This is a genomic window from Streptomyces sp. NPDC051987, assembly GCF_040680735.1.
GTDB lineage: Bacteria > Actinomycetota > Actinomycetes > Streptomycetales > Streptomycetaceae > Streptomyces.
Window position 1 is genome coordinate 24,845 of record NZ_JBFAXI010000091.1, and the last position, 11,436, is coordinate 36,280.

The following is an 11,436-nucleotide window of genomic DNA, read 5'->3' on the forward strand; positions in this document are numbered from 1 at the left end:
GGTTAGAGTCGCAGACGTGTCGTACTCAGGCCCGGAATTCGATCCCTCGCGGCAGCGCCGGTTCCGGCGGGCGCCGCTCGCCGTCGGTCTCGCCGCGCTGGTGCCCGGTGCGCTGCTCGGATGGGTGGTGTACGAAGGGGTCGGCAAGCCCGGCGGAAGCGCCCGCGCAAGCGCTGCCGGGCAGGCGCGGACCGGGACGCCCAAGTCGGCGCCCGTGTCCCCGGGCGACGACGCCAAGGTGCCGAGCCCGGACGCGGCCCGCCCGCTGCAGGGCAAGGTCGTCGTCATCGACCCGGGGCACAACCCGGGGAACTTCCGGCACACGTCCGAGATCAACCAGAAGGTGAACATCGGGACGAACTTCAAGGAGTGCGACACGACGGGCACGTCCACCAACGCCGGGTACAGCGAGGCCCGTTTCACCCTCGACGTCGCGCACCGGCTGCGGACCCTGCTGGAGCGGCAGGGCGCCACGGTGAAGCTGACCCACGACGGGGACCAGCCGGCCTGGGGACCGTGCGTGACCCGGCGCGCGGAGATCGGCAACGCCGCGCACGCCGACGCGGCCATCTCCATCCACGCCGACGGAGCGCCCGAGGGCGACCGCGGCTTCCATGTGATCCTGCCCGCGTCGGTGCACTCGGGTGCCGCCGACACCCGTCCGATCGTCGCCTCCTCCCGCGCCCTCGGCGAGCGTGTCGAGCGCGACTTCGCGAAGGTCACGGGCTCCGCGCCGGCCAACTACGTCGGCGGCGGCACCGGTCTCGACGTACGCAAGGATCTCGGCGGTCTCAATCTGTCAACGGTTCCCAAGGTGTTCATCGAGTGCGGCAACATGCGGGACAGCTCGGACGCGGCACTGCTGACCAGTGGCGCCTGGCGGCAGAAGGCGGCGCAGGGGATCTCTGAGGGAATCGTGGGTTTCCTGCGCGGGTAGGCAGGGGCGAGCCCCTCCGGGCGGACACCCTGATCGTTCGGACGATAGTGTCCGTCCTACGATTCCTGCGATCGGTTCCGAACGATGAGGGGCACACCCCCGCGACGCCTCCTCAGCCGACGAGACGACCTACGAAGGACCTGAAGTGAATATCCGCTCCCTCACTAGAGGCGACGGCGTGGTGATCGGTGCAGCGGTCCTGCTGTTCATCGCGTCGTTCCTCGACACGTTCGACAAGTCCGGCAACGGTGCCCCGAACGCCTGGGACAACCTCGGCCTGGTGATGAGCATGTACGTCGGCGGCATCGCCGGCGCGGTCCTGATCGTCCTCGCCCGCGCCCTGCCGCAGCCGCTGAGGTTCGTGGGCCTCGACCTGGGACAGATCGGCGTCGGCCTCACGGTGTTCTCCCTGTGGACCGCGTTCTGGTCGACCATCGACCCGCTGGGCCCGTTCACCGACGAGTTCAAGAGCCTGGACGTCGGTGCGGGCTCCGGTCTGATCCTCGGCCTGATCGCGGCTCTGGTCCTGGCCGCGGCCGCCGTCGCCACCCCGCTGGTGCCCGCCCTCCAGGCGGCCCTGATCCCGGCCCCCAAGCCGCCGGCCCCGCAGCCCTACGGCGCCCAGCCCCCCGGCGGCTACGGCTACCCGGGCGCCGGCGCCCCGCAGTCCGGCCAGCCCTACGGCGCCCAGCCGCAGCCCGGCCAGCCGTTCGGCCAGCAGCCCCCGGTCGCCGCGCAGCAGCCGCCGGCCGCGGACTTCTCGCCGTTCTGGTTCGCCGTCCCGGTGTCGCGGCCGCTGTTCGCGGAGGACGGCTCGCCCGCGCCGATCGCCGAACTGGCGCCCGGCACCTGGTACTTGGCGGTAGAGCAGCGGGGCGCCGCCCTGGTGGCCCAGACCCAGGACGGCCGCCGTGGCGTGCTCCAGGACACCTCCGGGATCCAGCGCGGCTGAACACCCCAGTACGGACGGCCCCTTGCCCTTCCGGGTGAGGGGCCGTTGCCGTACAGTCGCCCGGCAGTTGTCTGACGTGACGTCAGGAGGCGGACATGCGACTGGGGTTGGCGCTCGGCTACTGGGGGCGCGGGCCCTCCCCGGACCATGTGCCGCTCGCCCAGGAGGCGGAGCGGCTCGGGTACGACTCGGTGTGGACGGCGGAGTCCTGGGGCTCGGACGCCTTCACCCCGCTCACCTGGATCGCCGCACGGACGTCGACGATCAAGCTGGGTACGGCCGTTGCCCAGATGGCGGCCCGGTCGCCGACCACCACCGCGATGCACGCGCTGACCCTGGACCACCTGTCCGGGGGCCGGATGCTGCTCGGGCTCGGGCTGTCCGGACCGCAGGTGGTCGAGGGCTGGTACGGCCGGCCGTTCCCGAGTTCGCCGCTGACCGCGACCCGTGAGTACGTGGACGTCGTGCGGCAGGTGCTGCGGCGCGAGGGGCCGGTGACGGTGGACGGGCGCTTCCACCCGCTGCCGTACCGGGGGGCGGACGCGACCGGTCTCGGCAAGCCGCTGAAGCCCATCACCCACCCCCTCCGGGCCGGACTGCCGGTCCTGCTCGGTGCCGAGGGGCCGAAGAACGTCGCCCAGACGCTCCGGATCGCCGACGGCTGGCTGCCGCTGTACTGGGCGCCGAACCGGCCCGAGGTGTACGGCCCGGCGGTCGCCGACCTCCCGGCGGGCTTCCTGGTCGCTCCCATGGCCCAGGTCAGGGTCTGTGACGACGTGGCGGCCGGGCTGCTGCCCGTGAAGGCGATGCTCGGCTTCTACATCGGCGGCATGGGCCACGCGGCCCGCAACTTCCACGCCGACCTCATGGCCCGCATGGGGTACGAGACCGAGGCCCGGCGGATCCAGGAACTGTTCCTGTCGGGGCGCCGGGAGGAGGCGGTGCTGGCGGTGCCGGACGCCTTCGCCGACGAGATCTCGCTGGTCGGCCCGCGTGAACGCATCGCCGAGCGGCTGGAGTTGTGGCGCAAGGGCCCGGTGACCGACCTGCTGGCCCTGGCCCCGGACCCCCACACCCTGCGGGTGCTCGCCGAGCTGAACTCCTAGTGACCGGCCAGCTGACCGGCCGTGGGCACCTGGTTGTGCACCGGGGCGCCGGCGCTCTGGCCCGCCTCCTTGACCTTGTTGATGACGTCGTCGAAGGCACCGGCCGCGTTCCCGTCCCCCTTGCGGAGCTTGCCCGGCAGGCCCTTCAGCCCGTCGATGGCGGCGGAGAGCGGCGCGAGGGCCTTGGACAGCAACGGATCGCCCTGGGCGTTCCGCTTGGCGGCCTTCAGCCTGTTGTACGCGAACCCGCCCGCGGCGGCCGCCTTGACCAGGGTGAAGGTGCGGCCGTGGGCGCCCTTCTTGAACTTGCCGGCCTTCCACGGCTTCACGATCCACTGGTAGGTCGCACCGGCGGCGAGTCCCGCGTTGGCGACGAACCGCGCCTTGGCGAACTTCTGTTTCTCCGCGGACGTGCTGGGACTGGGTGTGTCGGCCACCGGGGCCGCCACGACTCCGGTGTCCACGGCCTTGCTCCGGGTGCTGCCGGCGCAGGCGGTGACGCCGGCGACCAGGGCGCAGCAGACGGTGAGCGCGACGACGAGGCGCCGTATCGGTACGGGCACGGGGTCCTCCCGTGTGTCTCGGTGTCGTCCCCGAGCGGTTCCTCCCTCCGGCAGCGTCACCCAGACGGCGGCACCTCGCCACTCGGGGGACACGGTCCAGGTTTCAAGGACCGTTCGGCGGCAAGCCGCAGGGTATGTCCTCTGAACGCGGTGCCAATCAGGCCGGTAGGGTCGTCGCGCTCATCGCCGACGTCATGGCCCTCATCCTGGGCCTGTGGATCCTGATGTACCTGTTGGACGCGAACCGGGCGAACAGCCTGGTCCAGTTCGTCCATGACACGGCGGCCTGGCTCGCAGGCTGGTCGCGTGACCTGTTCACCTTCGACAAGGCCTGGGCCAGGGTGGTGGCGGGCTACGGCCTGGCAGCGATCGTCTACCTGTTCATCGGCCACGCCATAGCGAACCGCATGCACCGCCACTGACAAGCGCCGGTCGGTGGAGCGCCCCGAAGGGGGCGAGGGGAACTGCGCGACCAGCCCCTACGGCGCCGCACCCACCGTAGCACAGCTCCCCCGCCCCACTAGGCGCAACAATCCACCTCAAGGCCAGAAGGAAGCTCCCCGCCCCCGAAAACGGCGCAGGTGGCGTCATGCCCCCCGAGCGCGGCCACGGCGAGCAGCAACGACCCCGCCGTCCACGTCGTCAGCTCCCGCGGCCACACCGCGTCGTCCTCGTACACGTACCCCGTCCAGTACAGCCCCGACTCCGCGTCCCGCAGGTGCTGGATGGACTGGAGGATCTCCAGCGCCCGGTCGGACTCCCCCACCGCCCACAGCGCCAGCGCCAGCTCTGCCGACTCCCCGCCCGTCACCCACGGGTTGGGGACGACGCACCGCACCCCGAACCCGGGCACCACGAACCGGTCCCAGTCCTTGGCGATCCGCGCCCCCGCCTCCGCACCGGTCAGCGCCCCGCCGAGGACCGGGTAGTACCAGTCCATCGAGTACCGGTCCTTGTCCAGGAACCGCTCCGGGTGGAGCCGTATCGCGTGCCGCAGCGCGCCCACCGCCAACTCCCAGTCCGGCTGCGGCTCTTCCCGCTGCTCGGCGATGGCGAGCGCGCAGCGCAGCGCGTGGTGGATGGACGAACTCCCGGTCAGCAGCGCGTCGTCGGTGGGGGTGCCGTCGTCCTCACGACGCCAGCCGATCTCGCCGCCCGGCTGCTGCAGCCGCAGCACCCACTCGACGGCCGCGTAGACGGCGGGCCACATCCGGTCGAGGAACGTGTCGTCGCCGGTGGACAGGTAGTGGTGCCAGACGCCGACGGCGATGTACGCCACGAAGTTGGACTCGCGGGCGCGGTCGGTGACGTCGTCGTGGGCGCCGTCGGCGTAGGCCGCGTACCAGGAGCCGTCCTCGTTCTGGTGCCGGGCGAGCCAGTTGTACGCCCGCTCGGCCGCCTCGTGCTCCCCGGCCGCGTCCAGCGCCATCGCGGCCTCGGTGTGGTCCCACGGGTCGAGGTGGTGCCCCCTGAACCACGGGATCGCGCCGTCCTCCCGCTGCACGGCGAGGATGCCGCGGACGGTCGCGGCGGCCTGCTCGGCGGTGAGGACCCCGGGCAGGACGAGGTGTTCTGTCCGGGGGGTGGTCACTTGGCGGCCGCCTCGGCGTCCGACGGGGCCTGGGCGCCGGCCTCGGTCCGGGGCAGGTGCGGCTTCGTGGCGTACACGACGAAGCTCTTGCCGATGACCGGGTTCAGCGCCTGCTCGGCGACCCGGGTGGCCAGCGGCTTCTTCATGATGTCCCAGACCAGCAGCTTGTGGTACGCGCGCACCGGCAGCGCCTTGTCGTTGTCGACGCCGAACGCGCACTTGAGCCACCAGTACGGCGAGTGCAGCGCGTGCGCGTGGTGCGAGCCGTACGGCCGCAGGCCGGCCTCCTTGATCTTCCCGATCAGCTCGTCGGCCTTGTAGATGCGGATGTGACCGCCCTCGACCTCGTGGTAGGCGTCGGAGAGCGCCCAGCAGACCTTCTCGGGGCCGTAGCGGGGCACGGTGACGGCTATCCGGCCGCCGGGCTTCAGCACCCGCACCATCTCGGCGAGCACGCCCTTGTCGTCGGGGATGTGCTCCATCACCTCGGAGATGATGACGACGTCGAAGGACTCGTCGGGGAAGGGCAGGGCGAGGGCGTCGCCCTCCATCGCGGTGGCCGTCGCGCCCGCCGGGGCCTCGCCGGCCTCCTTCATCGCCGCGAACCACTTGGCGACCTCGCGGATCTCCTCGCCGTTCTGGTCGAGGGCCACGACCTGGGCGCCGCGCCGGTAGCACTCGAAGGCGTGCCGGCCCGCCCCGCAGCCGAGGTCCAGGACGCGGTCGCCCGGCGCGAGCGGGAACCGGGAGAAGTCGACGGTCAGCACGTGGCCCTGCTTTCACTCTCGTGACGAACACCGGCGGAGGCCGCGGAGCGGCCGGGACTGCGGGGCGCGGAGCGGCCGGGACCGCAGGGCACGGAGCGCGCCGGTACGGCCTCGCCCGCACGGCGGTCGATCGCCTCGCGGTAGTGGGCCACCGTGCCCTGCGCGGCGCGCGCCCAGGTGTAGTGCCGCAGCACCCGCTCGCGGCCCGCACGGCCGAGCCGCAGCCGCAGGTCCGCGTCGCCGAGCAGCCGTCCGAGCGCGGCGGCCAGCGCGCCCGCGTCGCCGGGGGGCACGGCCAGGCAGGTCTCGCCGTCGCGCCCGGCGACCTCGGGGATGGCGCCGCCGGTCGTGGCGACCAGCGGGGTGCCGGTCGCCATGGCCTCGGCGGCGGGCAGCGAGAAGCCCTCGTAGAGCGACGGCACGCAGGCCACCTCGGCGGACCGGACCAGGTCGACCAGTTCGGCGTCGGAGATGCCCTTGACGAACTCGACGGCGCCCTGGAGGCCGTACCGCTCCATGGCCTGCGCGACGGGCCCCTCGGCGGGCCGCTTGCCGACGACGACGAGGTGGGCGGCGGGCTGCTCGGTGCGCACCTTGGCGAGGGCCTCGACGAGGAAGACGAGCCCCTTGAGCGGGACGTCCGCGCTGGAGGTGGTGACGATCCGGCCGGGGACCTGGGGGACGGCCGGATTCGGCGCGAACAGGTCGGTGTCGGCGCCGATGTGGACGACGTGCACGCGGTCCCCGCGGACGCCGAGGTGGTCGACGATCTCCTGGCGGGAGGTGCCGGAGACGGTGAGCACGGACGGCAGCCGGCGGGCCACCCGGCGCTGCATCCGGGTGAAGGCGTACCACCGTCGCACGGAGTACCGCCGTTTCCACCCCTCGGCGGCGTCCAGCTCCAACTGCCGGTCGACGGTGATGGGATGGTGGATCGTGGTGACCAGGGGGGCGCCGATGTCCCCCAACAGGCCGTAGCCGAGGGTCTGGTTGTCGTGGACGACGTCGAACTCCCCGGCGCGGGCGCGCAGATGGCGGCGGGCGCGCAGGGAGAAGGTCAGCGGTTCGGGGAAGCCTCCGGTCCACATGGTGGCCACTTCGAGGGCGTCGACCCAGTCCCGGTACTCGTCCCGCTTCGGCGTCCGGAAGGGGTCCGGGGAGCGGTACAGATCGAGGCTGGGCAGCTCGGTGAGGGTGAGGCCCGGGTAGCCCTCGTCGAGGACCGGGTACGGCTGCGAACCGATCACCTCGACCCGGTGCCCGAGGCGGGCCAGCTCGCGCGACAGGTGCCGTACGTAGACACCCTGGCCGCCGCAGAACGGGTTCCCTTTGTAGGTGAGGAGTGCGATGTCGAGCGGTCGCTCGCCGTCGGCGGCGGGTTCCTCGTCGGCACCCGCCCGACTGGCCTCAGCGGTCACTCCGGGCCCCCTTCTCCCTGCACTTTCCCGTGAGGTTACGCCGGGACGCTAATCTAGAACAAGTTTCAGACTTGATCGTTCAAGAGGCTCTGAATCTACCGGCAGGTAGGGGCGGAGTGAGCAGTGGATCAGGTGATTCGCGCCACGGCGGGAACCCCTGCCATGCTGTCTGATCACTCGCCCTGAGCACTGCCCTCACCGACTGTCACGGACGGGACCCATGCCTGCGGAAGCCAAGGTGGACATCGGCGCCAGATCGGCCACCCCGCCGCTCACCGAGCGGCAGGAGGCCCGGCGCCGCCGGATCCTGCACGCGAGCGCCCAGCTGGCCAGCCGGGGCGGTTTCGACGCGGTGCAGATGCGCGAGGTGGCCGAGTCCTCCCAGGTGGCCCTGGGCACCCTGTACCGGTACTTCCCGTCCAAGGTGCACCTGCTGGTCGCGACCATGCAGGACCAGCTGGAGCACATGCACGGCACGCTGCGCAAGAAGCCGCCGGCGGGCGAGACGGCGTCCCAGCGGGTCGCCGAGACCCTGATGCGGGCCTTCCGCGCCCTCCAGCGGGAGCCGCACCTGGCCGACGCGATGGTCAGGGCGCTCACCTTCGCCGACCGCAGCGTCTCGCCCGAGGTGGACCAGGTCTCCCGGCAGACCACGGCGATCATCCTGGACGCGATGGGACTGACCGACCCCTCCCCGGCCCAGCTGTCCGCCGTCCGGGTGATCGAGCACACCTGGCACTCGGCCCTGATCACCTGGCTCTCGGGCCGGGCCTCCATCGCCCAGGTGAAGATCGACATCGAGACGGTGTGCCGGCTGATCGACCTGACGGAGCCGGAAGAGCAGCCACAGGAGAAGCGGTAGGCACCGCGACGGAAGCCGTAGGCACCGCGGCGCACGCGACGACCGCGGGGGGCGAGAGTCTGGGGGGGCACGTGGTAGCCCCCGGCTGCACGCGAAAGACCTACGAGACGGGTTCCCTTCGCCGGCATGGTCCGGATCAGGTGTTGGGGGTCGCCGTCCGGCCCTACTGCTGCCTTCCGGCCTCTCAGCCCGACCGTCGACGTCGGCACCGGCGGATGCTTCTGCATCTGCGTCACGCCTGAGTCGGCTACTCCGCTCGGACTCCCTCACTCGCCTCGTAGGCTGATTCCAGAATAGAACGGACAGGGCGAATGAGAACCCCCTGAAGAGTGATTTTTTCGACTTTTCCTGACACATCGGTCGAGCACCGGAGGCTCGGGGGACCACCTGGCAGGATGTCGCGGTCGTCGGGGCGGAAACGGCCTGGCGGGGCGCCCTCGCCCGATCGCAGAATCGCCCCCATGGCACTCATCCACAACACCACCGTCAAGCCCACCAAGCTCGAACTCCTCGCCGACTGGCTGCCCACCCGGCCCTGGTACCGGGGAGCGGCCGCACCGGAGTTGACGAAGGCCGGCGGGTTCCGGCTCGACGACCCGGCGGGCGAGGTCGGGATCGAGTTCATGATCGTCACCACCGCCGACGAGGGCACGGAGGGCACCGGGGGCACGGTGGCGCACCTCGTACCGCTCACCTACCGTGGGGCCCCGCTCGACGGCGCCGAGCACGCGCTCGTGGGCACCATGGAACACGGGGTCCTCGGCCCCCGCTGGGCCTACGACGGCTGCCACGATCCGGTACTGACCGCGGCGCTGCTCGCGCTGATCGAGGGCCGTGCCGAGGCGCAGGCGCAGAGCCTCACCGACACGCCCGACCGCGAGATCGCCCGCTCCTACACCGGCGAGGGCCCTGTCCCCGGCCTCGGCGCCCCCGTCGACACCGACGAGAGCACCGATCTCGCCGTACCGGGCGGCGGGCTGGTGCTGCGGCTGCGGCGCGTACTGACCCCCGGCTCGACCGCGCCCGAGGGCACGGTCGGACAGGTCACCGGCGTCTGGGACCAGCCGGACGGCACCCGCCCCCGGGCCCTGTTCGCGACACTGCAGCCACGGTAGGGAACGGCCACCCGACGGAACCGGCCGGCCCTCCCGGCGGCAGGCGTTGCCCCCTCCGGCAAGACCCGTCAGCCCTCCGCCGGGAGGTGTTCACCCCTCCGGCGAGACCCGGCAGCCCTCCGCCGGCAGGCAGGCATACGCCCCCCGGCAAGCCCCCGTCTGCCCTCCTCCGGCAGGCGTCCAACCCTCCGGCAGGACCGGCCAGCCCCCGCCCGGAGGCATACACCCCCCGGCGAGACCCGGCAGCCCTCCGCCGGCAGGCAGGCATACACCCCCCGGCGAGACCCGTCAGTCCTCCGGTGGGAACACCGGCTCCTCGGTGCCCAGGAGGGTGATCGTGATCGCTTCCACGGGGCAGTTCTCCGCCGCGTCGAGGATCTTTCCGTTGGCGTCCGTCTCCGGGTCCACGGGGTGGGACTGCATGGCGGAGTCGAGGCGGAAGGAGCCGGTGGCCCGGTGGACGCACTGGGCCGAGCCGATGCAGAGGGCGCGGTCGACCTCGACGTGCCAGCGGTCACCCATGGCGGTCCCTCATCCTTCCCAGCCGGCCGGCAGGTGGATCATCTTGTGTTCGAGGAACTCGCCGTACCCCTCCGGGCCGAACTCGCGCCCCAGGCCGGAGTTCTTGTAGCCGCCGAAGGGGCCCAGCATGTCGAGGCTGAAGGTGTTCACGGAGTAGGTCCCCGTGCGGACCTGGCGCGCGACCTCGATGCCGTGGGCCACGTCCGCCGTCCAGACACTTCCGCTCAGCCCGTAGTCCGAGTCGTTCGCGATCTTCAGGGCCTCGGACTCGTCGCCGTAGGGGAGCAGGCAGATCACCGGGCCGAAGATCTCCTCGCGGGCGATCCTCATGGAGTTGTCGACGTCGCCGAAGAGGGTCGGCTCGACGTACCAGCCCTTGTCCAGACCCGCCGGCCGGCCGCCGCCGGTGAGGATCTTGGCGCCCTCCTCCTGGCCGATCCGGATGTAGTCCAGGTTCCGCTGCTGCTGGCGGCGCGCGACCAGCGGGCCCACCTGGGTGGCCGGGTCCAGCGGGTCGCCGACCTTCAGGGCGCTCGCCGCGGCCGCGAAGGCGTCGGCGAACTCGTCGTAGCGGGAGCGCGGGACGAGGATGCGGGTCTGGGCGACGCACGCCTGGCCGTTGTTCATCCAGGCCGCGGGGACGATGCCGGCGACGGCGGTGGCCACGTCCGCGTCCGGCAGCACGACGGCCGCCGACTTGCCGCCCAGTTCCAGGGTCACGCGGGTGAGGTTCTTCGCGGCGACCTCCATCACGCGCTTGCCGGCCGCGACCGAGCCGGTGAAGGAGATCTTGTCGACGCCGGGGTGGGAGACGAGGTACTCGCTCACCTCGCGGTCCGCCGGGAGGATGGACAGGACGCCCTCCGGCAGCCCGGCCTCCTTCGTGATCTCCCCGAGGATGTACGCGTCCAGCGGCGACTCCGGGGACGGCTTCAGCACCACCGTGCAGCCGGTGAGCAGCGCCGGGGCCAGCTTGGCGGCGGCCACGAACTGCGGCACGTTCCAGGGCACCACGGCCGCCACGACCCCGACCGGCTCCCGCCGCACCAGGATCTTGCCGAGCACCCCGTCGCGCGCCTGTTCGTAGGTGAAGTCCCGTGCGACCCTGATCGCCGCGTCCCACACCATCATCGCGCCCAGCGCCTGCGCGAGGACGCTCCAGGAGTACGGGGAGCCGTTCTCGGCGGAGATCACCCGGGCGATCTCCTCGTGCCGCACGGCGATCGCGTCCTTGATCCGTCCGACGACCTCGATCCGCTCGTCGAGCGTCATGCGCGGCCAGGGTCCCTCGTCGAAGGCCCGCCGGGCCACCGCCACCGCCCGGTCCACGTCCTCCCGCGAGGCGTGCGGCACCCGGCCGAAGACCTCCTCGGTGTGCGGAGAGACCACCTCGATGACGTCCTTGCCCAGGGGGTCGGTCAACTCCCCGCCGATGAACAGCTGTCCGTGTTCCAGGAACTCGGTCATGGCGCCCCGCCACCCTTCCTGACGATGTCTCAGAACTGATACCAGTTCTAGTTCAACTAAGCCAGGGGCAGGGCCGAATAGGCCCCCACCAGCGGTTTTGCCGCCAGTGGGGTGTGCCGTCACGCCGCGTGGGCCG

General features: G+C 71.9%; 12 protein-coding genes. 6 read left to right on the forward strand and 6 right to left on the reverse strand.

The genetic code is table 11. The features are described 5' to 3' along the window. Positions 1-16 precede the first annotated feature (16 nt). From AB0M11_RS33425 to AB0M11_RS33435, 3 genes are all read left to right on the forward strand, one after another. Positions 17-937, forward strand: a complete 921-nt coding sequence (locus AB0M11_RS33425; RefSeq protein WP_365711874.1) for an N-acetylmuramoyl-L-alanine amidase — start codon at positions 17-19, stop codon at positions 935-937. A gap of 178 nt (positions 938-1,115) precedes the next feature. Continuing rightward, the gene (locus AB0M11_RS33430; RefSeq protein WP_365711875.1) at positions 1,116-1,889 is read left to right on the forward strand and encodes a hypothetical protein; all 774 of its coding nucleotides are present in this window, start codon (positions 1,116-1,118) and stop codon (positions 1,887-1,889) included. Positions 1,890-1,984: 95 nt separating this feature from the next. Continuing rightward, positions 1,985-2,995 carry an LLM class F420-dependent oxidoreductase gene (locus tag AB0M11_RS33435; protein ID WP_365711876.1) on the forward strand — a complete coding sequence of 337 codons (1,011 nt, stop codon included), beginning with the start codon at positions 1,985-1,987 and terminating at the stop codon, positions 2,993-2,995. On the opposite strand, the gene AB0M11_RS33440 is transcribed toward AB0M11_RS33435, so the two are convergent. Beyond that, positions 2,992-3,558, reverse strand: a complete 567-nt coding sequence (locus tag AB0M11_RS33440) for a hypothetical protein (RefSeq protein ID WP_365711877.1) — start codon at positions 3,556-3,558, stop codon at positions 2,992-2,994. The two genes, AB0M11_RS33435 and AB0M11_RS33440, sit on opposite strands and share 4 nt — an antisense overlap. Positions 3,559-3,692: 134 nt before the next feature. Between AB0M11_RS33440 and AB0M11_RS33445 the strand changes: the two genes are divergently transcribed. Next, entirely contained in the window at positions 3,693-3,980 is a 288-nt protein-coding gene (locus AB0M11_RS33445) for a hypothetical protein (RefSeq protein ID WP_365711878.1), read from the forward strand. 98 nt (positions 3,981-4,078) lie between these two features. Here AB0M11_RS33445 and AB0M11_RS33450 read toward each other — a convergent pair whose 3' ends face one another. From AB0M11_RS33450 to AB0M11_RS33460, 3 genes are read right to left on the reverse strand one after another with little or no spacing between them, the layout of a single operon-like run. Beyond that, positions 4,079-5,149, reverse strand: coding sequence for a prenyltransferase/squalene oxidase repeat-containing protein (locus AB0M11_RS33450; protein WP_365711879.1), 1,071 nt, complete (start codon positions 5,147-5,149; stop codon positions 4,079-4,081). Next, positions 5,146-5,916: a class I SAM-dependent methyltransferase gene (locus tag AB0M11_RS33455; protein WP_365711880.1), complete on the reverse strand. Its 771-nt coding sequence runs from the start codon at positions 5,914-5,916 to the stop codon at positions 5,146-5,148. The genes AB0M11_RS33450 and AB0M11_RS33455 overlap by 4 nt, the downstream gene beginning before the upstream one ends. Beyond that, positions 5,910-7,334, reverse strand: a complete 1,425-nt coding sequence (locus AB0M11_RS33460; protein WP_365711881.1) for a glycosyltransferase family 4 protein — start codon at positions 7,332-7,334, stop codon at positions 5,910-5,912. The genes AB0M11_RS33455 and AB0M11_RS33460 overlap by 7 nt, the downstream gene beginning before the upstream one ends. Before the next feature lie 220 nt (positions 7,335-7,554). Between AB0M11_RS33460 and AB0M11_RS33465 the strand changes: the two genes are divergently transcribed. Beyond that, on the forward strand, positions 7,555-8,196 hold the full coding sequence (locus tag AB0M11_RS33465; RefSeq protein ID WP_365711882.1) for a TetR family transcriptional regulator: 642 nt from the start codon (positions 7,555-7,557) through the stop codon (positions 8,194-8,196). A gap of 461 nt (positions 8,197-8,657) precedes the next feature. Then, complete coding sequence (locus tag AB0M11_RS33470; protein ID WP_365711883.1) at positions 8,658-9,311, forward strand: 1,4-alpha-glucan branching protein; 654 nt, start codon at positions 8,658-8,660, stop codon at positions 9,309-9,311. Between the two features lie 288 nt (positions 9,312-9,599). Here AB0M11_RS33470 and AB0M11_RS33475 read toward each other — a convergent pair whose 3' ends face one another. Next, entirely contained in the window at positions 9,600-9,833 is a 234-nt protein-coding gene (locus AB0M11_RS33475) for a ferredoxin (protein WP_365711884.1), read from the reverse strand. Positions 9,834-9,842: 9 nt separating this feature from the next. Beyond that, entirely contained in the window at positions 9,843-11,300 is a 1,458-nt protein-coding gene (locus AB0M11_RS33480) for an aldehyde dehydrogenase (protein WP_365711885.1), read from the reverse strand. Positions 11,301-11,436: the final 136 nt, after the last annotated feature.